Origin of the sequence: Spiroplasma endosymbiont of Sarcophaga variegata (assembly GCF_965178695.1) — a bacterium.
In the GTDB taxonomy this organism is placed as follows: domain Bacteria; phylum Bacillota_I; class Bacilli_A; order Mycoplasmatales; family Mycoplasmataceae; genus Spiroplasma; species Spiroplasma poulsonii.
The window spans coordinates 116,504-142,749 of record NZ_CBCXVU010000002.1; the positions used below are offsets into that span (position 1 = coordinate 116,504).

A 26,246-nucleotide genomic window follows, 5' to 3' on the forward strand; every position below is an offset into this window, starting at 1 on the left:
TGCTTTAAATTTTTTAAACGTTAAAATATAATACCGTTGATTGTTGGTTTGGTGTTAAACCTTTGTGTTGGTATTTTCATTTTCAGAGCTTTAAATAATTTTGAATATTAGTGAAACCCAAACCATGATAATGAATTAAGGCTTCTTTAAGACTGGATTGTAATTTACTAATCTTATTTAACTTTTGATAACTAGTATCAGGGTTTGTACTAGTTTTGGTGGAATATAGAGTAGAATTTGTTTGTTTTGCTACTAATAAATATAGTGGTTGCATATCAGAAATAATTATTGATTTTTCTTTAATTAGTTGCTTATTCATATTTTCAATAATCCATTGTTTTTGTAATCTTTTGGTATTGGTGGATTGAACAAAAATATTATTATTGCTATCAACTGCCATTTGAATACAGCATTTGGTATCAGTTGAAAATGGATCGAGATGAGTTTTTCGTTTATCAAATTTATCTTTAAAATTGCCTTTATGAATTTCTTTAATAAATGTTTCATCCATTTGGATTTGACCATTTAATTTTTTAAATTTTAACTGTGTATTTTCTAATTGTTTTGATTGCATTAATTTTTGTCGATTATATCAAGCGGTTTTTGGGGTTGTTTTAATAAAACGAGAAATTATTTTACTAGATTGTCCTAACAATGAAATTTGAATTAATAAATTTCACTGTTCATAATTTAAATGACTTCAATAAGTAAAATGATGACGAAATGCATCAAAACTAGCACGACATTTTTTACATAAATATTTTTGTTTTCCTTCGGAATTATGACCATTTTTAACACAATGAAAAGATTTGCAATTAGGACATATAATGCCTTTATCTCTAAATTTTTGATCAATTTCATTTAAACGTTTTTGTTTTTTAATTAAGTCTGCTTGTTGTTTTATTTTTTCATAAAATTCTAAAAATTGATCATCTGTTAAGCTATTTATTAATTCTGTAATTATTTTTTTCATCATTTATTTACCTCCATATATTAAAAATATACCTAATTTTAGGTATATTTTATAAATATCAAGAGTTTTCGACAAAATTAAAGCAAAAATCAATATTTTCATTTTTAGCAGATAATTCTTATAAAAGAATAACAATTAAGCAAGATGGCTCAATTTCAAATGATACAAATAATATTGTTATTAAAGATTTAACAATTAAAAGAAAATTAATTTAGAAAGGATTTTTAATTAATGAAACAAAATAAAACAACTTGATTAAAGGGTGCCTTACCTTGAAATTGATTTAAAAAAGACCCTATTCCAACTTATAATTGAAATCATAAAGATATTAGAGAATGAGAAAGAAAATATAAAATTCGTAGTTGAGTAGTTAGTTTTTATACATTGATATTTTTAGCATTAAATTGTTGATTAGAATATGGCATGATTAATGCAATAAAAGATAATATTAATTGATATAATTATGGACAATATTGAGGTAATGGAATTGCTATTTTACTAACACCTTTATTTACATATGGAATTCAAGGTATATTTGTTGCTAGTAGTAAACCAAAAGTAGATATGAAAATTGATATTCCACGATTAAAAATATCTAAAATGGGATTAGTATTTACAATTTTACCTTTAATTACTTTAATAATTTCTTTAATTATTATTTGAATTGATAAATCAAAATGAAAAAAAGACCATTTAAGACATTGTTTGAACTGCCGTATTAATCCGCGTGTTATTCAACCAAGAATATCAAAACAATGAAATAATTTGGATGGTATAACAGAAGAAATATTTAAAAATATGCAAGATGAATATACTAAAAAACAAGAAGAAAATAACAAAGAATTAAATTTAAAATAAACTATATATAGGGGCGGTTGATATTTTTGGGTGGTTATATAGTTTAATTTATAAATTATTTTGTTCTGAAAGAATGGATGGCCACTGTTTGAGTAAGGATAAGAAAGGAAATAAAGAAATGGAAATTAGTAATGAAATAGTAATTGCTTTACTTGTATTAGCGGGTGCTGGTGGAATGGGTAGTCTTGGTATTCTTGGATTATCTGCTAAAAAAATTAAAAAATATAAAGCAGAAATTAGAGAATTAAGAACTGCTGTTATTGCTCACGAAAAACATTTACGAGGACCTGATTATGCAACAGAATTAGCATTAAAAACAGGTCAAATTAAAAATGTTAAAAAACAAGTTAAAGTAAATGACAAAAAACAAGCACAAAAAGATGCTATTAAAAAACTAACAAATAGTATTTAAAAAAAATAACCTTAATTGGTTATTTTTTATTTTCTAATATTAAGTCTAAATTTTTAACTTTACAAATAACTAAATTATTTTTTCCATAATTATTTTTATAATATTCTCAGTATTCAGTTGAATTAATATCTACATCTTGTTTATCAATCCCAATTATATATTCACCACGAGGGTTTTTACAAGGGCGATTACCTTGTTCAGATCGATAACATAAAATATAATTATTCATATTCTTTATTTCCTTTATAATGTGTTATATAAAAGTTAATAAGATATTCAATTCGTTGCGAATAAGTAAAGTTATTAAATTCATTTCAAACTTTTTCTTCATTTTTATTTAAGTAAATATTAACATTACGAATTTGACAAGAATAATACTTTCCTGTTTTTTGATTATATGAATGTTTCATAATATTAACTTTCATAATTAGCAATAATAATTGCATCTCGTAAATGATTACTTATTTTTTCATTATTATAAAATCAACCTTTACCATATTGATAAGTTAAATTAGTATCTTTATCAAATTTTCATATACAACTATCATTATATTTACTTAAATTTTCCATATTTTTAACAACTGATTTAGTATTTTTTGGTGATACTCAATTAATAAAATATTTATAAACAGATAATGCTCCTAATAATCTTAATAAATCATCTCTATCTTTACTAGCATTAGCAGATGTATATAAACAATCTTCAATATTAATTTTTTCTTCATAATCAAACAATTTATCATTAATAAATTCATATTGTTCTTTTCAATTTTTATTTGTAAATTCTAATTTTTCAATTAATTTATTATCTTCATAAATAACAATAGCAGTAGTACCTGTTCCTGATGGGTCAATACCTATTTTTATCAAGTGGCTCATTCCTCATCGTTGTTATTATTAATTGTTGGCACTACATTTGATATATCTTCTTCTTTAACTAAATTATTATCTGTCACTTCTTCACTTGATATATTTTCATTACTAATTTGACCCTTATTTATGCTTATATTGCTATCATTATCAATATAAATCTTTTCATCATTAGTTGTAATAACTGCCTGATCTGATTTATAAGCTTGTTGTAATTCAACAGACATAATACCTCATTTTCTTAATAAAGATGTTAATACTGTTTTTAATGCCATTTCATCAAAACTAGCAATATAAAATGATTTATTTTTAGCATAAGTTTTAGAATATTTCATAAAATGATTTTCCATTTGTTCTTTGGTCATATATAAAGTTTTTCCAAAACCATTAACCATTTTAAAGTATGCTACATAACCAATAATTGGTAATTTTTCTCTTTCATCTTCATTTTGAATTCAATTAAAACTAGTTCCTTTTAAACGATCATAATTTACTAATTCATTTTCTCTAACATCTGATACTGACATATCTAAATATTGACCACTTCTTTGTGCTAATTGAATATAACCTTTATAACCTATTTGAAATTGAGCTTGATTAATTCATTCTTGGATTTCGCGACCGTTAATAATTCTTGTTATTTTAGTATTATATGGAACTACATAAGCATAACCAAATTGTTTTTCCATTGGTAAATTTAATAAAACTCCTTGATAACAAGCAGTCATAATTGTTTTTGGATCTGCTTTTTGTAATAATTCATTACTATTTGATATTGCAACTATATTACTTTTAAATCTTGCAATTTCATTTTCATTAGAAAATTTACTTTTTATTCATTCTGTTGCTTTATCTGTTCTTAAAAATTCAACAATATTTGCCATATTATTTTTCTCCTTTATTTATTTTAAAATTAATACCTTTAACCCCAATTAAATTAATATCTTTATTACTATCTCACTGATCTTTAATTTCATTTTTAACAATTTGTTCATCAACAACTAAATAATTTTTAATAAGATTAATAAGTTCTAATTTATCAGCATTTTGTAAAAAATCATCATTAATACCAATAACCTCAATATCTTTAATTAATAATTTTTCTTTCCGAAAATTACTAGTAATAATTTTTAATTCTTGCTCTTTTTTTGCTACACTTTTAATTTCTAAAAATTGTTCTTTTTTATGAGTTTCAATAATTTCATTTTGTTTTTGAAATTGAATATTAATAACATTATTTTTTAAAGAATCATGATTATTCTTAATATTATTTTCTAAATTCAAAATATCTTTTCTAATAAAATTTAATTCATCTTTAAAAGATTTTATTAATTCTAATGGTTCTCTAAAAATATAATCAATTTTTGAAACTACTAATTTTAAATCTTTTAGTGATTGTGATTTATATTCTCCATTTATTAATCAAGCTTGTTGTCGATATATAAATTCTGCTAATTCTTGTCCATTTTCATCAATTCATTTTTTAATTGTTAATGCTTTTAAACTTAATTCTTTAAAATTATTTCCTTTTAAATAAAATGGATACGTAATATTTTTAACTTCATTATTTAATTTTAAATCTGCCATAATTAAATTTCCTCTAATTCCATTTCATTAATTAAATTATCAATATATTCATAAGCACTTTCTTCTGAATGACATTCTTCTAATGCCATATTAAATAAATCTTCTTCAGTATAAACATAACCATTTTCATCTTTTCACATACTAATTTACCTCGTTCTTTGCTATTAATATTTCTATTAATTTTCTTCCTTTTTGTTCTTTAATATCAAAATAAGTTATTTCTTGATTTAATAAATGTGCTTCTTCATTTTTAATTAAATTAATATCATCATTAATATTTTCTTTTTGCCCTGTTTTATTATCAAATATATTAATACAAAAATCATTGTACATATATATTGATATTAGATTTTTGATTGTCATATTTACCTCCTATTTTTAACTCGCTGGCACTCACTCCAAAGTGAAAGTGCCAAAGCGAGAGTTAGTTATATAATTAAGTATTTATCTATTTATTTACTACGCCATCCGCTTCACTGCGGGTGAGCGGTGGCGGTATGTTTTATTGTTTAATGTTTAATAATCGACAGTTGTTTTTATAAGATAATGCCAGAGAATTCTCTCTCTTCATCCGCACCATTTCAGGTCAAAGCGTTCAGTTTTTAAAATAAATTCACTTGCACATTGAAGAGCCTAATGCTGACTTTGTGGTTTTTAAAACCTCTGTCATCCTCTAATGGGATAATATCTATCGCAAATTTATTTATAAAGTGGCCATCTCAATATTTATTGTCGTTTGATGTTGACCCCGCACTTATCACGACTATCGCTTGTTAAAGCGTCTATTATTTACGGACTGATTACCGCTGGGCTAGACCGCCTATGTGGAAAAAAACACTTAGTTATTTAAAATAACTGTTCCACCCTGCATTAAGTTGTTTTATAAAATCAAAGTTTAAAAGAACCAGTTTTATCATCAAAGATAATTTTTGAATTTTCTAGTTTTTGATAAAACTGTTTTTGTGTTTTATCTTTTATTTTATTTAATAAATATTTATGTTTTTCACAAGTTCATAAAACTTTATTTGATAAAAATTCTTCGGTAATGAATGATACTGCTTTATAACAATCATTAACATCACATATTTTTTGTTGTTTAATTATCATTACCTCCTTTTAGGGATTTTTTATTTCAAATAAAAAAACAACCCTAACAAGAGTTGTTTTTTGGAGCTTCATCGTACATTATACGGGTTTTAAATTTTTTTTCAAAATATCAATATCAAACAATGCTAAACGCTCTTTAACACTTAATTTAGTAATTTCTGACCAATAATATTCTTTATAATTAACTATTTCATCATTTTTTAAATCACGAACAAACTTTAATCATTTACTATCATATTTCTGTGCAAATTCTAATGGAATAATTATTTTAAAAAACCGAATTCCTAACCCAACATCCGACTTATGTTTTGCTCGTTTACCTTCGGCTGTTCGTTCTACTGATTTTGTTTTTCAAATTTCATAATCTGTAATATCTTGAAAAATACCAATTCGCATAATAAAGAAACGATTAAAAAAATTAAATCCTTTTTAGCAATAGGTTTTTTAAATGAAATTGGAATAATAATACCACTTGCTAATTGTCGAATATTATTTAAAATCATACCCTCACGCTGAGCTGTAAATAAAGCACGATTACCAAAATGTCTTGCTAATACAATTCACGGAATTTTACCACTATGAACTTTTTTCTCATCGTGGGGACTAGTTCCATCAATATATAAATAACTTTCATCAAATAAAATAACACTATCATCTGGGGGAACTGGTTTTGTTCTATCTGTAAAATCTAAATTTTTAAATGTTAAAACTTTAACTTTATCATCTTCTAACGGATAATTACTATAAATCTTATCTGTTAATAGTTTCATGGTTTGTGATAAATAAGTTAAAAGTAAAGTTTTTCCGGTTCCTAATTTACCAATAATAACTGATAACGGATTATCTCAAACAAAACTTACTAACCGAAAAGCATTTAACTGATAAAATATGTTTTTTCAAACTCATCATACAAAATAAACACATTGCAAAGCAAATAATAATCAAAATACTAAACCGGTATAATTTAATGAAATTATTCAAAGTAATAAATCAATTAAACTAAACAAAATCATTGAACCACTAATATAACAATAATTTTTTACGAAAAATATAAATTTTTTCATTACTTAAAATACCCAACTATTTTAAAAACCATTCACAATAAAAACCACGTTAAAAATAAAATCACAATTCAAATACCAATCATAAGAGTTAAATATTCATTTTGAGTTAAATTTCAAGTTGTAATAATTTCAACATTCGTTTTATCTATAAACAAAAATACATAAATAAAAAACTCTTTTAATTTTTCTCAATCATTTTGCATATTTAAAAACTCCACATTTTCTGAATAAGTTTAAAAAACATCCCCAAAAATAAAACGATAAATAATACAAATGATATGACATATAAAAATTCAGGAGCATTTGAACCAATAATATAACTAACAAATTGAACTCAATAATCATATAAACCCATTAATTTAAGTCCTTCAAATCATTAATTAATTTATCTACTTTTTCATCACTTCAATTTGTTAAATTATTGTTAGTTGTTTTTACTTTTTGAGGTTCACCAGGAAATATTGCTTTTTTCATTTGTGTAAAATAATTTTATTTGTATTGATTATACAAATTGATTAGTTCTGCTCCAGTTAAATATTTTCACACATGACGTTTTAAATTTTCATCATATTTTACAATACGATAAGAATTATCATAAATCAAACCGATTGCTACTTGTTCTGAGTGTTTTTCACTCGGATAAATAAATTTATTACTCAACCAAAAACCAATATGACGATTATGATTAGGTAAATTTATAAAAATTGCTTTTTCTGTTTCAAAAACTATCAACTCTTTACGAATAAAATAATTTTCTATATTTTGATTTTTCTTAACAAAATTACTCAATTTTATCAACTCCTAACTAAATATTTATTTAATAAACAATGTTATTAACAATGTTAAATATATAAAATAATAAAAATTGACACACTGAAAAATACTATTTAATTTTTATAATAGTTATTAAAATATAAAATTAATCATTTATAATTAAATTGATATTTTTGCACTACACACTGCCTACAAATTTTAAAAAGAAAGTAGATATATTTATAAAGAATATTATAAAAATTTATATTCCAAAACTACTATTAATATGACCCTTAATAAAAATATTCTTATTTTTATTAAATCCTACTTTAAAACAATTATTTCATTACTAATAATTTCAATAATAACTTATAGACAGTGTGTAATACAAAAATAAACAACAAAATTATTTAATCAACTCACATAAAAGCTAGTGTGCCATAGCTAAGATATATGATCAGTAATAATAAATATTAAAATATTTTAACCATAACACGGAAAAAGTTTAAAATCTTAATGATAACAAAAATACCAAATGGAATTAAAATAATTCACGCATCACCTAAAAAGGTCATTAATTGTGGTAATACAGCATAAATTGCTTCTTTAACTTTCATCATTGCTTGCCCTAAACCACTTCAAATAGAACCCATTCCATCTGAAATAGTAGGTTTATCACCAACTGCTAAAAAATTAATTGCTGTTGTTAAATACATACCTAACATTATTTTTTATCCTCCTTATTTTCAATTTCTTTTTTATCTTTTTTCTTTCCTCGAATTTGGCGAATTTTTTGATAAATTGATAAACCAATTCAAGCAAAAATACCTAATATAATAACAACACTAAAAATTGTCGTTAATCAAACTGGCATAACTTATTCCCCCTAAAAATCTAATTTTCGCGGCACGCTTCGCGTGTTCGCTACGCTCAAAATAAACTATATTGAATAAATTACCGCTAATAAATTACGCGGATAATTTATTCATCTTCTTTTTCATTATTAATTACAATATTATTTACCGTATTAATAACATTATCTTTTCCATACTTAGTTACTAAGGACCGTAAAATAAAATAATGTTTTCTTTCCATTAAAAAATCAACTCCTTTCTGAGTTGATTTGTTGCACTTCACTTACACGATGCCTTGTTATATTAATTTTAGTGGATATTCTCGGATTGTAAAGATTTTTTAACCAAAAGCATAAAAAAACACTAATTAATTAGTGTTTTTTTATATTTGGTTTAATTAAAAGTTGTTTATTAACTAAGCTGTTTTACCTTTAACATTAACATTAAAAGTAAATAATCCCAAAATTTTATTTCCTTCAGCAGTCACTATAAATATACAGCATTAATAACATCTAATTCAGATTGTTTAACATCAGTAATTGTTGCGACAGTAAGTTCAGGTGAACCTTTAGCTTACCCCTGAAATATCAACTGTTGCTGTTCCTTATTCTTTAACTGTAATTTCACTTGAAAATTCAGTCCCTGAAACATATCCTTGGATTTTTTTAGCTGTTGTCAAGTCCTCAGCCTGCATCTCATTGTTTGTATCTTTTTTGTAAAAATCTTTAATTTGATCATCAGTTGCTTTTTTAATTGTTAAAGTAAATTTTTTATCTTTTTCTAATGAAAAAGTAACATCTTTTGTTGTTACTACAAAAGTGTATCCAAATAATTTAAGATTATCAGTAATTTCTTTATTTTTAGCTTCATCTGTTACTTTACCAGCAACAATTCCAATTACTTTAGTATTTAATGCAGCGTCATCTGCAACTCCTAATAAAGCTTTTTCAAAATCTGATGCTTTTAATCCCCCTAAAGTATCTTTACTGTTATCTCCTTTGTTACATACGACTACTGTCGTTGCTCCGGTTGTTGTTAATCCGAATGCTCCTAAAATAGCTAGAAGTTTCTTCATTTTTTTTATTTCCTTTCTGTTTAAGTAGGACATATGAAATCAAAAGTAATTATTACAATTAAAAAATTGTAATACATAAGAGGAAAGGAACGTTAATTTACTATTACATATTTTAATAATACTTTAACTGCTTTCTAACCCACTGTCTTTATTTATATCTTTCTTAATTTCTTTCCCTTATACCGATAAGAATACCATATTCTTTTAAAAAAGCAATAAATATTAAAAAAAAAAATTTTCAATTAAATTGATTAATCTTTTTTTGTTTCTTTTACTGTTTCTGGAGTTGATTCAGCCGTTGGTTTTGAATCTGCTGGTTGTTCACTATCTGGCACAAACATCATAATTTCTTGGTTTAATAAGCTAACATTATTAACCATAAATTGACCAGCTTGGCTTGCTAATGAAAAACGAGTTTTTTTCTTACTACGACTTCCTTCCGTATAATGAATAATTAACTGGTTAGTTTTATCGTTCCGTTCAACACGATTAATTTTACGAATTAAAATTCGTTCTCCTAAAAAAGCAATTTCTTTTTCATCAATTCCAATTGCAATTGTTTGTAAAAATAAGAAAATGTAAACACCAACAGCAACTGTCAACACAAAAGCAATTACAATAACCGCAATTACTGGTGCATTTGTTGCTGGCTTAATCACAAATTCTAATAAGAAACCAACAATAACAACTGGTAAATTAATTCCTAACACAGTAAATAAAATAATTAAAATCTTTTTGTTTACAAAACGTTCTTTAAATTCTCGTTTTGTAAAACTAATTAGACAACCAATAATTGACAAACTAACAGCAACAAATAAAAATGCTGCCATTGCGATCGCAATTATTGTTCCTTTCTGAGCATCCATTTTATGCCCTCCTTTCTGGCAAAACAGTTCTATTTACGAACTTGTGCCATTACTTCAGTTGCAAAATCAACTTCTTCTTTTTCGATTCCTTCCCCAACTTCATAACGAATCATATCAACAACACTAACATTATTTGCTTTAATAACATCGCTAACTTTTTGGTCTGGATTAACAACAAAAACTTGATCAAGTAATGAAATTTCCGCTAATTGTTTGTTTAAACGTCCTTCAACCATTTTTTCTAAAATATTATCTGGTTTTCCCGCATTTTTAGGATCATTTTTTGCTTCAGTTGTTAAAATTGCTTTTTCACTTGCTAAAAAATCAGCTGAAATATCATCTCGCGAAATAAATTGCGGACGCATTGCTGAAACATGCATTGCCAATTGTTTTCCGATTGTTTCATCAATTTTACCATCAAACACTAATACTGTTACAATCCGTTGATTAGAATGAATATAAACTCCTAACGATTGAGTTTCTTGTAAATGTAATGTTTTAAAACGACGAAGGGTGATTTTTTCCCCAATTGTAGCAATTGCATGAACAATAACTGTTTCTAATGATTCACCATTAACTGATAATTGTAATGCTGCTTCCACTGTTTTTGGGTCATTATTTATTAAAGTTTCCCCAACAATTGCCATTAAATCTAAAAATTGTTTACTTATTCCAACAAAATCGGTTTCTGAATTAACTTCAAAAACAACTGTTTTATTTCCTTTTGTTACTAAACCAACTAATCCTTCCGAAGCAACACGGTCTGATTTTTTTGCGGCTTTTGTAATTCCTTTTTCACGCAATCAAGTAATTGCTTTTTCAATATTTCCATCTGTGGCTTCTAATGCTTTTTTACAATCTAACATTCCAGCCCCAGTTCTTTCTCTTAATTCTTTTACTAATTGTGCAGTAACTGCCATACTGATTCTCCTTTCAAATTTAATGCTGCTTGTATTGAAACTAATCAGTTAATACAATTCAATTTTTGTTATTTTTTTACTACTTTACTATCAACAATTGTTAAATGTTTACCTAAGGCACTAACCATTTCGGCTTTTTTTCCTTTTGGTAACCCAAATAGATTTCCTAAAGGTTCTAATTCATCAACTTTTAATTTTGTTAATGTTTTTTCTAAATCATTATCAACAACTTTGATTATATTTAAATCAAAACTTGAAGTTGAGCTATCTGCTGTCCCTTTTTCAACTTTTGCTTTTGCTGCCGGTTGTTCAGGGGCAACCGCTACTGAAGCAACTTTCTCAGTCTTTATTTTTGGTGCTGGTTGATCAGAACCCGGTGCTACAGTAGCAACTTGCTAAACTTTTGCTTTTGGTACTGACTGTTCAGGTGCAGCCGCTACTGAAGCAACTTTCTCCCCTGTTCGATTAGGACCAACTGATGCTCTGGTTGTTGGTCCTTCTGAACGATAATCACGGTTAGGCATATTACGATTAAATGAACGACGATTATCGTATTGACCACCACGTGGTCCACGATTATCCTCTCCTTCACGACGAACAAATTCATTTGGTTTAAATTGTGGTTCCGGCATTTTTAATCCCATTGCATCACCATATAAATCAGCAATATGATGGGTAATAATTGCAATTGAACGTGAAGTATCATCATTAGCTGGAATAACATAATCAATTGGGTTTGGATCAACATTAGTATCACAAATTGCAATTACTGGAATGCGTAATTTTCGTGCTTCACGCACAGCAATATGTTCTTCTTTTGGATCAACCACAAACAATGCTTGTGGCAATTCTTTCATTCCTTTAATTCCACCTAAAAATTTTTCTAGTTTTTCTTTTTCTTTTTTAATTAACATTTGTTCTTTTTTTGGTAATAATTTTAATTCACCATTTTTTTCTTGGCGTTCAATGTTTCATAAACGCTTCACTCGTAAATGAATTGTTCTTAAATTAGTTAATGTTCCCCCTAATCAACGTTGATTAACATAAAAAGATTCGCAACGCTCAGCAGCGTCTTTGACAATTCATTTTGCTTGTTTTTTTGTTCCAACAAATAAAATTTTTCCTTTACGCGCAGCAATTGATGCCATTAATTTTTTAACATCTTCTAATCGTCATAATGTTTGTTGCAGATCAATAATATGAATCTTATTTTTCTCACCATAAATATATGGTTTCATTTTTGAATTTCATCTTTTTGTTTGGTGCCCAAATTGCGCACCAGATTCTCATAACATTTCTCTTGTTAATTCTTTTGCCATATTTCTATTAAATTCTCCTTTTCGTTAAAGCTTCCATTTATTTCTAACATTCACCACTATCTTATTAAAATAAATAGCACTGGGCAAATGAATCCATAAATGTGTATTGTATACCATTAATTTTTATTGAATACAAGCATTAAAATTATAACACACTTTATTTTAAACAAGCAAATAAAAAACTTTAATTTTGTCGAAAACTCTTGATGAAATAAAAAAAATCATCAATATGACAATTTGAAAACTAATTTTGTGTAAGATTATGATTTTGCTTTAAATTTTTTAAACGTTAAAATATAATACCGTTGATTGTTGGTTTGGTGTTAAACCTTTGTGTTGGTATTTTCATTTTCAGAGCTTTAAATAATTTTGAATATTAGTGAAACCCAAACCATGATAATGAATTAAGGCTTCTTTAAGACTGGATTGTAATTTACTAATCTTATTTAACTTTTGATAACTAGTATCAGGGTTTGTACTAGTTTTGGTGGAATATAGAGTAGAATTTGTTTGTTTTGCTACTAATAAATATAGTGGTTGCATATCAGAAATAATTATTGATTTTTCTTTAATTAGTTGCTTATTCATATTTTCAATAATCCATTGTTTTTGTAATCTTTTGGTATTGGTGGATTGAACAAAAATATTATTATTGCTATCAACTGCCATTTGAATACAGCATTTGGTATCAGTTGAAAATGGATCGAGATGAGTTTTTCGTTTATCAAATTTATCTTTAAAATTGCCTTTATGAATTTCTTTAATAAATGTTTCATCCATTTGGATTTGACCATTTAATTTTTTAAATTTTAACTGTGTATTTTCTAATTGTTTTGATTGCATTAATTTTTGTCGATTATATCAAGCGGTTTTTGGGGTTGTTTTAATAAAACGAGAAATTATTTTACTAGATTGTCCTAACAATGAAATTTGAATTAATAAATTTCACTGTTCATAATTTAAATGACTTCAATAAGTAAAATGATGACGAAATGCATCAAAACTAGCACGACATTTTTTACATAAATATTTTTGTTTTCCTTCGGAATTATGACCATTTTTAACACAATGAAAAGATTTGCAATTAGGACATATAATGCCTTTATCTCTAAATTTTTGATCAATTTCATTTAAACGTTTTTGTTTTTTAATTAAGTCTGCTTGTTGTTTTATTTTTTCATAAAATTCTAAAAATTGATCATCTGTTAAGCTATTTATTAATTCTGTAATTATTTTTTTCATCATTTATTTACCTCTATATATTAAAAATATACCTAATTTTAGGTATATTTTATAAATATCAAGAGTTTTCGACAAAATTAAAGTAAAAAATGCTTTTTATACAAGATAAAAAGCATTTTTAGCTGTTCATTTTTATACGGCTGTTCATTTCGATAAAAATTATCATTTAAATTAAAAATTGTTTGTTTTTCAAATTTAATAATTTTTTCAGTAGTAAATAGGTAAATCAAAAATAACAATCATTTTTTAATTTAACATTTTCAATTTCCAATTATTAGGATTAATTTCTTCTTTTGAATGGTTATTTAAAGTTAAATTACGATTAAGTTCTTGTAACATTAAAACTTCAATTAAATCTAAGTCATCTTCTTGATAAATGGCATTGTGCTCATTGGCAAAAAGCTGGCAAAGATAAAGCATTAAAACAAATCAAACAAATAAATCAGCAATTACGGTTGCTACTGATCAAGCTTGATGCAATAGTTGCCGAATTTTAATATTATCATCAAGCACAAATGGTAATGAAATTTTTGTTGAACTATTAAGCAAACTAAATAAAACTAAAATTGTTACAAAGCGAATAATGTTACTTTTTTCATCTTGACGTGTTAAAAACCCACAAAGTTGTAAAATCACAACAAAAAGTAAGATTACTAAACAAGTGAATAAAATAAATAAATCTTTATCATAACGATTAATATTATTTAAATTATTAACAATAACTGGACCAATAATAATAATAAACGGTGAAGCATAAACAACATATAATAGAATCGATACTAACCGACGATTATTGACAATCATTCCTAAGGTAATTGTTAACTGCAAATATGAATATCCCGTTAACAAAGTTCGATAATAACTCGGATCAATTGAAAGATCAGGAACTAACACTAAATTCCAAATAATACTGCTAAAGAAAAAGACACTAATCCCACCAACAATTACCATAAAATTTAATAAGCCGTGGCGAGCACTGATCTTTTTACTTTTATAATGTAAAAAAGTTCATGAAGAAAGAATTGTAAACAAGAAAAAGGCAGCAAAAATAAACATTCATAAGAAAAATTTAAAGACACCATCAGCAGCATATCTATTGTTAAAAATTCATTCTCGTAAAAATGAATTGTCTAAATAATCTTTAAATAATATATCGTCAAATGAATAATACATTTTTGCCCCTCCTTTACAAAACAAACTTACCAATTTTTATTATACTCTACTTTTCTAAAAAAGATAAAAAAAACAACTTTTTATAAAAAATTGTTAATATGTTGATCAAATTGCAAAACCAACACTATAATCGCGTTCGTGACTAAGTGAAACATGAATAACTTCATTTTCTCCTAACGGTACACCTTCAACATGTAATTTATTATCATCTTTTAACTTAATTGTGACTTCGTTTAAAATTAACTTTATTTCTAACGCTTTAATTAATGCTTCTTTCGCCGCTCACCGACCAGCTAAAAACTGGCGTTGGTGTTCTTTATCCATTAATGTTTCATATTCTTGCAGTTCACTGATACTTAATAATTTCTGGCTTAATACTGTTGATGGTTTAATTCGCTTATTTTGGACAATATCAATTCCAACATTTTTAATCATCCTCAATGCTCCCCTCTTTTTATCTTAGTAATATTTTAACAAATTGATTAAAAAAACGATATAATAATTTAAAGAAAGAAAATAATGGGGACAATCATATGAAAAATGTTAGTTTTAAGAAAGTTGATCCGAAAGTTATTCAAGAAATTATTAACACTTACCAAACGTATGAAATTAATAATACTGATCCTAATAAAGTTAATGTTTTTAATAAAAGTGGTATTACAATTAGCATTTATAAGACAAATAGTGTTTTATTCCAAGGCTATCAAGCCGATAAAGAAGCGGCAAAATTTTTTACAATCCCAATAACCCCCATCATTCCCGCTAGTCAAACAACATCTTATTTTGAAAAAGATGTGATTGGAAATGACGAAGTTGGGGTTGGTGATGTTTTTGGTCCCCTTGTTGTTACTGCCACTTATTTACCGCCAACAAGTTTTCAACAACTAGTAACATTACCAATTAAAGATAGTAAAAAAATGACAACTGAACAAATTATGACCCTAGCACCAATCATTCAAAAACTTGTTCAATCGGTGACCGTTGTGATTGATAATAATCAATATAACCAATGATATACCCAATATCAAAATGCCCATGTTATTAAAGCGCTAGCCCATAATCAAGCCTTAGTCCAATTATTATCAATTTATCAATTAACAAATAAGACAATTTTTATTGACCAGTTTGTTAATGCAACAAAATATTTTAAATATTTACAAAAAATAACTCCTGTTGTTAAAGATAATGTGGTTTTTATTACGAAAGGCGAAGAAAAATCCTTAGCAATTGCGTGTAGTGCCATTCTTAGCCGTGCTACCTTCTTAACAACGATTAAAAACCTTGAAACAAAATATCATCTAAAGTTACCGTTAGGAGCAAATGAAAACGTTAAAGCTTTAGCACAAAAATATAAAGCAACACGTCCGCTTCGTGAATATCAACATTTTTTAAAAATTCATTTTAATTTAAAAGCAAAATAATCCTTTCGAAGGATTATTTTTCATCTTCAGCTAACCGCAGCATTTCATCAGTAATTGGTTTTTTATTTAATTTCAATGGTTTATGGTGCTTTGCTAAATAAGTATCTAAATCACTTTTTGAATACTTATGATTATTTAAACATAATGTCGCAATCACAACATCAAAGATTGGCCCCGCAATTCAGATTCAATTAAAACAAACTAAGGCGATTGAACAAAACCCGACAACAATTCGCGCTCAATAGAAGTTTGCTAATCCTAAAACCGCAAATATTAAAGTAATAATACTAAATGATAAAACAATTTCATTCTTATAGGGATAATTAAGAATTTTTGATCAAACATTCCGTAAAACATAATATAAAATTGAAAAAATAATGTTAAATATCGCAACGACAATTGCTAAAATCATTGCAATTTTTCCCTTCCGATCTAACTGACGGTATTGTTTAATATTTAACATAATTTTAATTTGATCAACTTTAGTAATATTATTCTCTTTAATTTGTTTACGGAAATAAAATAAGTTATTAATCCAAATAAATAAATATTGAAACGAGGTACATAACGTAAAAATTAGAACCGTACCAACCGCTAACATTGGAAACCCATTTGTCGCATAGAAATTTAAAAAGAAATATGGAAATAGGGTGTTATCTGGTTGGTGATCAGCATGGCGAATATAACCACGAATTAAAATACAAATTAAGTATAAGAATGGTTATAAACAAATTAACCAGTAATTAGCTTTATGATGTGTTTCAAATTTATAAAAAGTATCACCAGCAGTGAAAATATAACTAAAAATCATTACCCCTGGAATAATTGTGTGTAAAATAAAAGTTGAAATTCATTCATAAATACTCTGATTTTTAACAAGATCACCTTGGGCAAATAATCCAAACCAAAAAACCAGCATTGTCATCGTAATATAAACTGTCACCATTAACCGAATAATAAAATCAGGTTTAGTGTTTTTAAATTTATTTTGAAATAAATAAAAAACAAAATAAACAAAAACAAGATAATTTGATTGGGTTGTAAAGTAAGCATAATAGTGGCTTAACCGTTCCCCATATGATGTGAAAACCACAGACATTTAAGAATTTAGTTCATACCGTTAATAAAATTATAACATTAAAATAAAAAACTGCCATTAATTTTTGGCAGTTATAAATTAAATTAGAATTATAATACCATATTTGGGCCAGCAATAGTACAATGGCCACTTTCAAGTACATCCAGTCCAATTATTGCGTCAAATCCTTGGCTGAAAATATGTTCATTTCCGTGAACCATTGTAATCTTAGTTACAAATGAACTTGGGAATACTCGAGATTTTAATCCCTCAGGTGTTGATACTATTCCTTGTTGAAGGTCAGTTGGTAAATGTAAAGCAACCATATATGTATAAAATTCATCTTCTGAATTAGAACCAGTAGAAACTTTCATTTTTCCTCTTGACTCAAGTTTTAATTTTTCAACAATTTTAGTTTATATAACAGAATTTGTTGCACCAGGTATCTATTAAAGCTTTACAAAAAAACCATCCTTTAAATTAATTTCTTTGTTGGAAATGGAAGTAACGACTAAATCAACTTCGAATCTTCTATTTTTAAGTGACGTTCAAATTTTAGGCATAAAAACTTAATCCCACATATCCAAAATTATTCATTTTTGGATCTAAATCACTAATTTTTTGAACGATGAATTTTTTATCACTTAAATTTTCTAATGAATAAATATTAGCTTCATCATAATTAGAAAATTTTGCTACAAATTTTTTATCCGAAATTATAACAATATCCTCATTTTTTAAATTATATTTTTTAATTAATTCATTTTTATTATCATTAAATCATTTAAAATTTTCGTCAATATAATTCTTATTTTCACTTTTACTCATTTCACATCAACTCCTATTACATATTAATTATAACTTATTTTTTTAATTTTTAAATAATTTAAACCTAAAATAGCTAAAACAACATTCAGCTGCATTTATCATATCCAATTTATTTACACCAGGTTTTTCATCGCGAATATTAGTTTTCTCATTATTAATACAGTTAAATAATTCTTGATATAAATAACCGTTCTTTTTTACTAATATTTCTTTGTCATTAAATGTTTTAAAAACATCTAAATTCTCACTAAAATAAATTTTTCCTTCGGCTAATAATCTTTTTCATTTATAATGTCGGTCTTGTACACTTCATCCTTTTGTTCCAGTAACTAAAATAGTAGAAAATCTTGTAATATCTAAATCCATATTTTTTCAATCATTATTTTCAAGTAGTGTTTTTCTAACAAAATGGCCAACTGTACGAGCATCATGTCCAATCCGATAGTTAAATTCTTCTTTTAAATTATGATAAATTTGTGATCAACTATTAATTTTATTAACCATACTATCAACTTTTTCAGTCATATCCTTAAATTCTGTACTTGATATTGATTGTTCTTCAAGAATATAAATTCCTTCAATAAATTCTTCCTTATCAAATTCAAATCCTATTAAAATTTGAGTGGCATCATCTTGCCCTTTTATACTATCAGCATAATCTGCACCAATTTTAATTTTAGTAAATCAATATTTGTTCATATCTTTTCAATAAAATTATTTTGGATTAAAAAATTTGGCACCAGTAATTAAGTCTTTTTTGTAACTATAACGTTCAGGATTAAATTGACGCTCTCCCCCACGAAATAGTGAATCATATACTTCTGGTTTATTTTCATTTAATCAATTTCCTAAATCAAATACTCTTTGATTAAGATTTTTGTTATTTACTTTTGTAGTACCTCTGACAACTGTCACACCAATATCATTCATAAAAGTTTGATCATTAAAATATGATATATCATTATCATCTAGTTCTTTTTGGACTTCCTCTGTTAATGGAAAAATAGATTGGACGAATGTTTCATAAATAATATGATCAGCATTATGATTGTTAAAGCCAAAAATAATAATCTGTTCTTTTCGTAATTCCATTGTTACATCATCATCTGAATAACATAATTGTGGAACTACTTCTCTTGTAGTTGCAATATTTTTCCCACGTGAAATTTGAATTATCATATTGAATAATCGATATATGTATTCGTTTTCATCTAAAATTGTTGCATCTAGCGGAATTACCTCGTCTAAACCAAAAAAGGAATATTCCCCTACTGATGCATCTTGTCCTTCTCAAGTACTTCCGTTGTCAAAACCAACAACTTTAATTATTCTGCCATTCGGTCAAATATATTCAAATCTAGTGTCACTAACTTTTTTCTTTATTATTTTTTCTGAAATAGCTTCTTTGATTGTGACTCCATATTCTTCTAAATCATTAATAACTCTTGTCATTTTCTTATCGTAGTTATCTTTGGCTGATATGTAAGTATATCTTGCCAGTAGACAATTTCAATCTAAAAAATTGCATGTATAAAATAACGCTAATAAACAAATAAGATAATATTTTCCAAACCCTTTTGCCCCAGTTAAAATTTTAAATATTGCTGATTTCGATATTGGCTCACAAAATTTAGCAATAAAAATTTTAGCTAGTGCGTCAATGTTAAAATTACAGTTTTGTTCATCTCAATTTAAGTTAATTATTTCTTTTGTTTCCATGCCAATATAGATGCACTATTTTTCTTAAAAAGTCAATAAAATTACGCGCGAGCGCTCGTGGATTTTGGCAAATAAAAACCCTTATAATATAAGGGATATTAATGATCTAGATTGATCAGTGCTATCAAATAAACCAATTGCAAATTTAACTGTCTCATTATATTCATCAGTTAATTTAAACTCTCATAATCCATAACCCGGGATTGAACTAACTAATAATTCGGTGATATAAGATGGAGATTGTAACTTGAATTCGCCTTTTTTAGTAAGACTATCATTGTAAGAATCAAATTCAATTTTGCCACTACCATAGCTAGAGTATAATTGTTTGACTTCTTCATCTAAATTAGTAATTCGATGAGCTAAGTATTTTGAATAGCCACCATTAGCTAACTGTTGATCTAAAGGCATTGTGGAAGGAATCGAACTAGTTTCTAACGAATTATTAATTTCCGGAAATGAAAAGTTATTATAGTCTAATTGATAAATATAGTTTTTTGAAATTATATCTTGGTTAAATTCAAAGCTATTTTCAGTAAAAATACCATAATTTGATTTTAATTTAACAACTATATCTTTATATTCATAATAGTCAGTTGCATCTGGACTTTCTAGGATTAGTAACCTCAAAATAATATGGTAATAAAATTTTGTAATCGTCATTATCTCCTTTATTAATACAATAATTTGATTTTAAATTACTTGATAACATAGCTAATGCATTTTCAATTCGATTAACCATACTTTTATTTTCTAAAACTACTGTAGGATTTCTTTTTTTTCATGCTATTCATAAATTTGTTACTACTGCATATCTATCTTGACCTTCAAATAAAGTTCTAATTTTATAAATTTTTTCATTATCTATTACTTCTACTCATTGATTATCATTTTTTATAAGTTTAACTGCATGTTCAAATTCTCTATCTTTTCAGTAACCGTATGTTAACATTGTTTTAAGTAACTCAAAAGCATCTGAAGAAGGAGTTGCACCATCGGGAATAATTTCAAGATTAATAATTGAATTCAGTTTTGTTGTTTCTTGATATGGTACTAATCCATATGATGCAATTGATTGATATAAACTTTTAGCAGTACTATCAGAATTTGAAAAATCTGAATTAGGAAAAATTGTAACTTGATCTAAGTTTAATTCAAAAACTTTATTTCGACTAGTAAAAGGATTTTTTTGATAATAAGCTGTTCCAGTTCCACTATCAAAAGCCGGAACTTGATCATTTCCATCATAAACGGCATTAAATTTAATTCTTTTTGCTTTAGCAATTTGAATTGACGAGGGTGGTTGTGAACCACCAAGTTGTAAAAAATCTTGTAATGAAAACTCTTGATTGTATTTAATACCTTTTGAATCCAAAAAAGTGAAAATATCTTTTAAAGGGATAATTTGATTACCGTTTCAAAAATCTGTCATCGAAATATTTGGTTCCAATTGCCATGGAAAAACTAATTTCGGAAAAAGGACTGTTCCATCTTTTGCAATCAAATTAGGAACTTTCCCCTGTTTATTTTTTAATTTTAAATTACCAACATAACAACCATTGGGAGACGTAAAACTTAATTCAGTAATTTTATTAGTAAATGGCTTTGATAAAATTATTTTAATTGGCGATATTTTATAAGAACTCGTTAAATCCTTAATTTCACGAAAAATAAATGATGTTGAATCATTATTATTTTCAATATTAGGAATTTCCATTTCTTGATTTACAAATTTTTCAATGTTTTCAAAATTTTCAGTTGTAATCACTTCTTTTGTCAATAAATATAAGTAATCCGTATCAAATTGTTGTTCATCATTTTGAGTGGAAAAAACTAAACTAACTGTATTTTTTAAAATTGACTCAGAAGGATTAGTTGGATCTGCCAATTCATTTAAACTAAAGACATTATTTTGGGTTAAATATCCACTAATTTTTTGACCAAGTTCAATTTGTGTTGCACATATGGTTATTTTATTTGTTGAAGCTTTAATTCCATTTTTAATATTATTACCTGTTAATGAATAAAGCGGATAAATTCAATAATCTTTGACTTCATCTTCTGTATAAAATTGCGAATTATCTGCTTTTTCACGACGATTTAATTTTGCTTTAATACTTTCGACAAAATCATCGTTTAAATCATCAAATTGTTTATTTTCCATTATTAGTATCCTCCTGATTATTATTAATTGTTGGGGTATTTGTGATCATATTCATTGTTTGTAAAATATTTTTTTGGGTTGTTAAATCAATGTCTAAATCAACTGTTCCATCGCTAAAATCATAACCTTGTAATAAACTCCCTTCTTTTAAATTACATTCCTTTAGCATCATCAAAAATTTTTTTCCAAAATTTTGTAAAAAATTAACATATAACATTTTTTCGCGTTCAATAGCTGGCGATACTAAAAATTGATTGGCTTGAATTTCAGCAGTTGTTTGTTGCGCAGACTTAATTTCATCAATATTTGGTATTCCTAAATCTGTTTTAATTTCATTTCAAATATCATTCCGTGTGTTACGCATTGTTTGCATTAAAGAGTTTGGTTGCCATGTAACAACTGATTGGTTAAAAGGTAAAAAAACTTGGCCATCACCAACAATCGGTTTCATTCGAACCATTCCTTTTAATAACAAATAATTAATAAAATCATTATTATTTTTTTCTTCATTAGGATTATCTACTTGATCACTAGTAGTCATAATCCCTCCCTTTTCTCAATGAGGTAAAATAGCACTAATCTCTTCGTATTTTTCCATCATTTCTAACTTTGACTTAATTTTATGACAACGTGGTTTTTTATGTAAATCAACTGGCATTATTGCAACGGGCAAAAAACTTTGTGATAATTATTCAATTCGATCAAAACGATAATTTGCATAAGTTGCTGGCGATAATTCTTTTTTTGGTTTTTTAATTTCTCGGGTCTTTTGAATGTCCCAGACACTACGTGTAACACTAACTTTATTATTATTAACTGAATAAACTTCAGTTAAAGTATATAATGATAAACTATGAATAATATTATCTTGATAATTAACTGAAACCTCAAATATTTCACCATTTCGAGTATTTTTACAATTAACAAAGGCTGGTAAAATAATTGGTTCAGTAATAGCAATACCATTTTTATCAACACTTTCAGTTTGCACTTTATTAATAACTAAACTATAAATTCCATATCGTCCTGAGCGATATTTAGCCATTCATGATTTAAGCTCAAATTTACCCTTTTGTAAATATTTTAAAAATAAATCACGAACTGGTTTATTCTCTTGATTTTGGCCATTTTTAATTTTTCATTTAATTTCTTTATTACTTTTTGCTCGACCATAAATTAATTTATAAATTCCATTTTCATATAAAAATCCTTTTTCAGCATTTTTTTGTTCATTTTTATAAATTTCAACATGATCTTCAGCTCATTTTTTCATAATTTCACCGGGATTTGTAATAACATTATTAACTTTTGGCATACACTTACTACCCCTCTTCTGAACATATAGATGCACTATTTTTCATAAAAAGTAAATAAAAAATGAGCAAAGCTCATTATTATCCTTATGGATAATTGCGGTATGTTTGTGTATTAATACAAAATTATTATATCATAATAATTAGAAAGGATATTAATATTATGAGAAGAAATAACTCTGTATTATCCCCAGAAGATCTTTTGACATTAGAGATAAACTTAAAAAAATGGCATCAATCTTCAAATAGTAACCAAAAAGAATATATTTATAGACAAATTAAAAAGTATATTAAACTATGCAATTCTTACCACAATAATGAAATAAAATTAACTGATTTAATCTTTAATTTTGTCGAAAACTCTTGATATTTATAAAATATACCTAAAATTAGGTATATTTTTAATATATAGAGGTAAATAAATGATGAAAAAAATAATTACAGAATTAATAAATAGCTTAACAGATGATCAATTTTTAGAATTTTATGAAAAAATAAAACAACAAGCAGACTTAATTAAAAAACAAAAACGTTTAAATGAAATTGATCAAAAATTTAGAGATAAAGGCATTATATGTCCTAATTGCAAATCTTTTCATTGTGTTAAAAATGGTCATAATTCCGAAGGAAAACAAAAATATTTATGTAAAAAATGTCGTGCTAGTTTTGATGCATTTCGTCATCATTTTACTTATTGAAGTCATTTAAATTATGAACAGTGAAATTTATTAATTCAAATTTCATTGTTAGGACAATCTAGTAAAATAATTTCTCGTTTTATTAAAACAACCCCAAAAACCGCTTGATATAATCGACAAAAATTAATGCAATCAAAACAATTAGAAAATACACAGTTAAAATTTAAAAAATTAAATGGTCAAATCCAAATGGATGAAACATTTATTAAAGAAATTCATAAAGGCAATTTTAAAGATAAATTTGATAAACGAAAAACTCATCTCGATCCATTTTCAACTGATACCAAATGCTGTATTCAAATGGCAGTTGATAGCAATAATAATATTTTTGTTCAATCCACCAATACCAAAAGATTACAAAAACAATGGATTATTGAAAATATGAATAAGCAACTAATTAAAGAAAAATCAATAATTATTTCTGATATGCAACCACTATATTTATTAGTAGCAAAACAAACAAATTCTACTCTATATTCCACCAAAACTAGTACAAACCCTGATACTAGTTATCAAAAGTTAAATAAGATTAGTAAATTACAATCCAGTCTTAAAGAAGCCTTAATTCATTATCATGGTTTGGGTTTCACTAATATTCAAAATTATTTAAAGCTCTGAAAATGAAAATACCAACACAAAGGTTTAACACCAAACCAACAATCAACGGTATTATATTTTAACGTTTAAAAAATTTAAAGCAAAATCATAATCTTACACAAAATTAGTTTTCAAATTGTCATATTGATGATTTTTTTTATTTCATCAAGAGTTTTCGACAAAATTAAAGGATTTAATTAATAAATATTATATTGGTATGCAACAATTTTATTTAATTCGTGATAAAGTAAAAAAAGTAATTAATAACGATTGAAACTTTTCTTTATTTGAAAAGAAATCAACTCGCCCAAAAAGAATTCAATATAAGTATAAAAAAGAATATGGGACTGGAATTTATGAATTTTATTATTTAACCAAAATTGGCCATTTTAAATATCAAGACAAAACAGTTAAACATAATATTAAAACATTAATGAATTGAAATAATATTTTTAATGCAAAAACGTCAAAATATAAAAACCCAGCTAAACATCCACGTTATGAAGTTGAAAAATTAGGAAAAATCCAACATGATATCAAAGTCTTAACCAAAGATTTAACTGGATTAGATCGTAATTATTATGTTTTTGATTTTATTGACGAAAAATCACGTTTTGCAATTGGTTATATCTATGATTCAAAAGGTGTTACTAATGCTATTGGTGCTACTAGAAAAGCGATTCAACGTTTTGCTGACATAGGCATTAAAGTAACCCGAATTCGTACTGATAACGGAACTGAATATATTTCTAATTTACATAAACATCCAACAAGAAAAATAAGTGAATTTACAGAATTTTTAAATAAAAAAGGATAGTACATCAAACTACCCCTATTCGAACTCCCGAAGCAAACGGGAAAATTGAAAGATTTCATCAGAATTGAAATAAATTTTTTTATCAAGTTAAGTCAAAATGTTCCGGACTTAAAGATTTACGAAAATTTGCAGAAACCTTTCTTAATTATTATAACAATGTTCGCCCACATAAATCATTAAAATTAAAAACTCCTATACAGTTGGTCTGTAACCAAGTTAGTTGTTTAAAAATATTTGGAGCTCAGTATTCTGAGCAAATTCCACCTGTTACATTATCTAATCTTTTTGTTGTTGAATCTACTAAATAGATTAAAATTGTACAACGTGGCCCTGGTGGCAATGGATCTACTAAATTATATGATTTCACATCTGTCTTTAAAACTTTATATAATGGATCACTATTTATTCAATCTGGTGGCATAATTATTAATCATTTATCGTCTTCATTGTTATTACATGCCACAACTGAAAAAGAAACTGTACTAGCTAAACTTACTGCTCCTAGTAATGATAAAATTTTTTTCATACCGCAATTTCC

At 26.1% G+C, this 26,246-nt stretch carries 37 protein-coding genes and 3 pseudogenes; 7 read left to right on the plus strand and 33 right to left on the minus strand.

The features are described 5' to 3' along the window. Positions 1–13 precede the first annotated feature (13 nt). On the minus strand, positions 14–976 hold the full coding sequence (locus ACOBME_RS02070; protein ID WP_338963247.1) for an IS1/IS1595 family N-terminal zinc-binding domain-containing protein: 963 nt from the start codon (positions 974–976) through the stop codon (positions 14–16). A gap of 228 nt (positions 977–1,204) precedes the next feature. On the opposite strand from ACOBME_RS02070, the gene ACOBME_RS02075 reads away from it, so the two are divergent. Then, positions 1,205–1,831, plus strand: coding sequence for a hypothetical protein (locus ACOBME_RS02075; RefSeq protein ID WP_338963398.1), 627 nt, complete (start codon positions 1,205–1,207; stop codon positions 1,829–1,831). A gap of 73 nt (positions 1,832–1,904) precedes the next feature. After that, positions 1,905–2,243, plus strand: coding sequence for a hypothetical protein (locus tag ACOBME_RS02080; protein WP_338963556.1), 339 nt, complete (start codon positions 1,905–1,907; stop codon positions 2,241–2,243). A 19-nt stretch (positions 2,244–2,262) separates the two neighbouring features. Here ACOBME_RS02080 and ACOBME_RS02085 read toward each other — a convergent pair whose 3' ends face one another. From ACOBME_RS02085 to tsf, 17 genes and pseudogenes are all read right to left on the minus strand, one after another. Next, positions 2,263–2,472 carry a hypothetical protein gene (locus tag ACOBME_RS02085; protein ID WP_338963231.1) on the minus strand — a complete coding sequence of 70 codons (210 nt, stop codon included), beginning with the start codon at positions 2,470–2,472 and terminating at the stop codon, positions 2,263–2,265. Next, positions 2,465–2,668 (minus strand): hypothetical protein, encoded by a 204-nt coding sequence (locus ACOBME_RS02090; protein WP_419333849.1) that lies wholly within the window; start codon positions 2,666–2,668, stop codon positions 2,465–2,467. Before ACOBME_RS02090 ends, ACOBME_RS02085 begins: the two co-directional genes overlap by 8 nt. Beyond that, a complete protein-coding gene (locus ACOBME_RS02095) occupies positions 2,658–3,122 on the minus strand; it encodes a hypothetical protein (RefSeq protein WP_338963404.1) in 465 nt (154 codons plus the stop codon). The genes ACOBME_RS02090 and ACOBME_RS02095 overlap by 11 nt, the downstream gene beginning before the upstream one ends. Then, positions 3,107–3,997 carry a recombinase RecT gene (locus tag ACOBME_RS02100; RefSeq protein ID WP_338963407.1) on the minus strand — a complete coding sequence of 297 codons (891 nt, stop codon included), beginning with the start codon at positions 3,995–3,997 and terminating at the stop codon, positions 3,107–3,109. The genes ACOBME_RS02095 and ACOBME_RS02100 overlap by 16 nt, the downstream gene beginning before the upstream one ends. A gap of 1 nt (position 3,998) precedes the next feature. Beyond that, positions 3,999–4,700, minus strand: a complete 702-nt coding sequence (locus ACOBME_RS02105) for a kinetochore Spc7 family protein (RefSeq protein WP_338963619.1) — start codon at positions 4,698–4,700, stop codon at positions 3,999–4,001. Between the two features lie 2 nt (positions 4,701–4,702). Then, positions 4,703–4,840 carry a hypothetical protein gene (locus ACOBME_RS02110; RefSeq protein ID WP_338963239.1) on the minus strand — a complete coding sequence of 46 codons (138 nt, stop codon included), beginning with the start codon at positions 4,838–4,840 and terminating at the stop codon, positions 4,703–4,705. Between the two features lies 1 nt (position 4,841). After that, entirely contained in the window at positions 4,842–5,063 is a 222-nt protein-coding gene (locus tag ACOBME_RS02115) for a hypothetical protein (protein WP_338963241.1), read from the minus strand. Between the two features lie 507 nt (positions 5,064–5,570). Further along, the gene (locus tag ACOBME_RS02120) at positions 5,571–5,807 is read right to left on the minus strand and encodes a hypothetical protein (RefSeq protein ID WP_338963243.1); all 237 of its coding nucleotides are present in this window, start codon (positions 5,805–5,807) and stop codon (positions 5,571–5,573) included. Positions 5,808–5,885: 78 nt separating this feature from the next. Continuing rightward, a pseudogene (locus ACOBME_RS02125) lies at positions 5,886–6,871 on the minus strand (hypothetical protein). After that, the gene (locus ACOBME_RS02130; RefSeq protein WP_338963585.1) at positions 6,871–7,074 is read right to left on the minus strand and encodes a DUF2649 family protein; all 204 of its coding nucleotides are present in this window, start codon (positions 7,072–7,074) and stop codon (positions 6,871–6,873) included. The pseudogene ACOBME_RS02125 and the gene ACOBME_RS02130 overlap by 1 nt, the downstream one beginning before the upstream one ends. Before the next feature lie 151 nt (positions 7,075–7,225). Further along, positions 7,226–7,660: pseudogene (locus tag ACOBME_RS02135) on the minus strand (DUF3627 domain-containing protein). 437 nt (positions 7,661–8,097) lie between these two features. Further along, complete coding sequence (locus tag ACOBME_RS02140; RefSeq protein WP_419334062.1) at positions 8,098–8,349, minus strand: hypothetical protein; 252 nt, start codon at positions 8,347–8,349, stop codon at positions 8,098–8,100. Beyond that, entirely contained in the window at positions 8,349–8,498 is a 150-nt protein-coding gene (locus tag ACOBME_RS02145) for a hypothetical protein (RefSeq protein ID WP_004027793.1), read from the minus strand. The genes ACOBME_RS02140 and ACOBME_RS02145 overlap by 1 nt, the downstream gene beginning before the upstream one ends. 107 nt (positions 8,499–8,605) lie before the next feature. Continuing rightward, entirely contained in the window at positions 8,606–8,761 is a 156-nt protein-coding gene (locus ACOBME_RS02150; RefSeq protein ID WP_338966611.1) for a hypothetical protein, read from the minus strand. Between the two features lie 321 nt (positions 8,762–9,082). Beyond that, positions 9,083–9,553: a spiralin lipoprotein gene (locus ACOBME_RS02155; RefSeq protein WP_338963622.1), complete on the minus strand. Its 471-nt coding sequence runs from the start codon at positions 9,551–9,553 to the stop codon at positions 9,083–9,085. A 251-nt stretch (positions 9,554–9,804) separates the two neighbouring features. After that, positions 9,805–10,419, minus strand: coding sequence for a hypothetical protein (locus tag ACOBME_RS02160; RefSeq protein WP_338963623.1), 615 nt, complete (start codon positions 10,417–10,419; stop codon positions 9,805–9,807). A 29-nt stretch (positions 10,420–10,448) separates the two neighbouring features. Continuing rightward, positions 10,449–11,339: a translation elongation factor Ts gene (tsf, locus tag ACOBME_RS02165; protein WP_338963624.1), complete on the minus strand. Its 891-nt coding sequence runs from the start codon at positions 11,337–11,339 to the stop codon at positions 10,449–10,451. On the opposite strand from tsf, the gene ACOBME_RS02170 reads away from it, so the two are divergent. After that, complete coding sequence (locus ACOBME_RS02170) at positions 11,322–11,738, plus strand: hypothetical protein (RefSeq protein WP_338963625.1); 417 nt, start codon at positions 11,322–11,324, stop codon at positions 11,736–11,738. The genes tsf and ACOBME_RS02170 overlap by 18 nt on opposite strands. Here ACOBME_RS02170 and rpsB read toward each other — a convergent pair. The 4 genes from rpsB to ACOBME_RS02190 form a co-directional block, all read right to left on the minus strand. Next, positions 11,735–12,658, minus strand: a complete 924-nt coding sequence (gene rpsB / locus ACOBME_RS02175; protein ID WP_338963626.1) for a 30S ribosomal protein S2 — start codon at positions 12,656–12,658, stop codon at positions 11,735–11,737. The two genes, ACOBME_RS02170 and rpsB, sit on opposite strands and share 4 nt — an antisense overlap. A 282-nt stretch (positions 12,659–12,940) precedes the next feature. Further along, positions 12,941–13,903, minus strand: a complete 963-nt coding sequence (locus ACOBME_RS02180; RefSeq protein WP_338963247.1) for an IS1/IS1595 family N-terminal zinc-binding domain-containing protein — start codon at positions 13,901–13,903, stop codon at positions 12,941–12,943. A gap of 243 nt (positions 13,904–14,146) precedes the next feature. Beyond that, positions 14,147–15,073, minus strand: coding sequence for a hypothetical protein (locus ACOBME_RS02185; protein WP_338963628.1), 927 nt, complete (start codon positions 15,071–15,073; stop codon positions 14,147–14,149). A gap of 93 nt (positions 15,074–15,166) precedes the next feature. After that, positions 15,167–15,508 (minus strand): 4'-phosphopantetheinyl transferase superfamily protein, encoded by a 342-nt coding sequence (locus ACOBME_RS02190; RefSeq protein WP_338963629.1) that lies wholly within the window; start codon positions 15,506–15,508, stop codon positions 15,167–15,169. 98 nt (positions 15,509–15,606) lie between these two features. Here ACOBME_RS02190 and rnhC point away from each other — a divergent pair, with 98 nt between their 5' ends. Then, positions 15,607–16,494: a ribonuclease HIII gene (gene rnhC, locus ACOBME_RS02195; protein WP_338963630.1), complete on the plus strand. Its 888-nt coding sequence runs from the start codon at positions 15,607–15,609 to the stop codon at positions 16,492–16,494. 13 nt (positions 16,495–16,507) lie between these two features. On the opposite strand, the gene ACOBME_RS02200 is transcribed toward rnhC, so the two are convergent. From ACOBME_RS02200 to ACOBME_RS02245, 10 genes are all read right to left on the minus strand, one after another. Beyond that, entirely contained in the window at positions 16,508–17,095 is a 588-nt protein-coding gene (locus ACOBME_RS02200) for a hypothetical protein (RefSeq protein WP_338963631.1), read from the minus strand. A gap of 120 nt (positions 17,096–17,215) precedes the next feature. Beyond that, positions 17,216–17,593 (minus strand): hypothetical protein, encoded by a 378-nt coding sequence (locus ACOBME_RS02205; protein WP_338963632.1) that lies wholly within the window; start codon positions 17,591–17,593, stop codon positions 17,216–17,218. A gap of 89 nt (positions 17,594–17,682) precedes the next feature. Further along, the gene (locus ACOBME_RS02210) at positions 17,683–17,946 is read right to left on the minus strand and encodes a hypothetical protein (protein WP_338963633.1); all 264 of its coding nucleotides are present in this window, start codon (positions 17,944–17,946) and stop codon (positions 17,683–17,685) included. Positions 17,947–18,127: 181 nt separating this feature from the next. After that, entirely contained in the window at positions 18,128–18,400 is a 273-nt protein-coding gene (locus tag ACOBME_RS02215) for a hypothetical protein (protein ID WP_338963634.1), read from the minus strand. Between the two features lie 42 nt (positions 18,401–18,442). Beyond that, positions 18,443–19,099 carry a hypothetical protein gene (locus ACOBME_RS02220; RefSeq protein ID WP_419334068.1) on the minus strand — a complete coding sequence of 219 codons (657 nt, stop codon included), beginning with the start codon at positions 19,097–19,099 and terminating at the stop codon, positions 18,443–18,445. 15 nt (positions 19,100–19,114) lie between these two features. Continuing rightward, a complete protein-coding gene (locus tag ACOBME_RS02225; RefSeq protein ID WP_419334071.1) occupies positions 19,115–19,852 on the minus strand; it encodes a hypothetical protein in 738 nt (245 codons plus the stop codon). Positions 19,853–20,200: 348 nt separating this feature from the next. Beyond that, positions 20,201–20,782: a hypothetical protein gene (locus tag ACOBME_RS02230; RefSeq protein WP_419334074.1), complete on the minus strand. Its 582-nt coding sequence runs from the start codon at positions 20,780–20,782 to the stop codon at positions 20,201–20,203. Further along, complete coding sequence (locus tag ACOBME_RS02235; RefSeq protein ID WP_338963637.1) at positions 20,697–22,283, minus strand: hypothetical protein; 1,587 nt, start codon at positions 22,281–22,283, stop codon at positions 20,697–20,699. Before ACOBME_RS02235 ends, ACOBME_RS02230 begins: the two co-directional genes overlap by 86 nt. Beyond that, the gene (locus tag ACOBME_RS02240; protein WP_338963638.1) at positions 22,273–22,941 is read right to left on the minus strand and encodes a hypothetical protein; all 669 of its coding nucleotides are present in this window, start codon (positions 22,939–22,941) and stop codon (positions 22,273–22,275) included. Before ACOBME_RS02240 ends, ACOBME_RS02235 begins: the two co-directional genes overlap by 11 nt. 30 nt (positions 22,942–22,971) lie before the next feature. After that, positions 22,972–23,598 (minus strand): hypothetical protein, encoded by a 627-nt coding sequence (locus ACOBME_RS02245; protein WP_338963639.1) that lies wholly within the window; start codon positions 23,596–23,598, stop codon positions 22,972–22,974. A gap of 420 nt (positions 23,599–24,018) precedes the next feature. On the opposite strand from ACOBME_RS02245, the gene ACOBME_RS02250 reads away from it, so the two are divergent. The 3 genes and pseudogenes from ACOBME_RS02250 to ACOBME_RS02260 form a co-directional block, all read left to right on the plus strand. After that, the gene (locus ACOBME_RS02250; protein ID WP_338963247.1) at positions 24,019–24,981 is read left to right on the plus strand and encodes an IS1/IS1595 family N-terminal zinc-binding domain-containing protein; all 963 of its coding nucleotides are present in this window, start codon (positions 24,019–24,021) and stop codon (positions 24,979–24,981) included. Positions 24,982–25,108: 127 nt separating this feature from the next. Continuing rightward, positions 25,109–25,708 (plus strand): DDE-type integrase/transposase/recombinase, encoded by a 600-nt coding sequence (locus ACOBME_RS02255; protein WP_338963640.1) that lies wholly within the window; start codon positions 25,109–25,111, stop codon positions 25,706–25,708. A 44-nt stretch (positions 25,709–25,752) separates the two neighbouring features. After that, positions 25,753–25,842 (plus strand): annotated as a pseudogene (locus tag ACOBME_RS02260) (hypothetical protein); the annotation flags it as partial. Positions 25,843–25,856: 14 nt separating this feature from the next. Here ACOBME_RS02260 and ACOBME_RS02265 read toward each other — a convergent pair. Continuing rightward, positions 25,857–26,234 carry a lipoprotein gene (locus ACOBME_RS02265; RefSeq protein WP_338963641.1) on the minus strand — a complete coding sequence of 126 codons (378 nt, stop codon included), beginning with the start codon at positions 26,232–26,234 and terminating at the stop codon, positions 25,857–25,859. Positions 26,235–26,246: the final 12 nt, after the last annotated feature.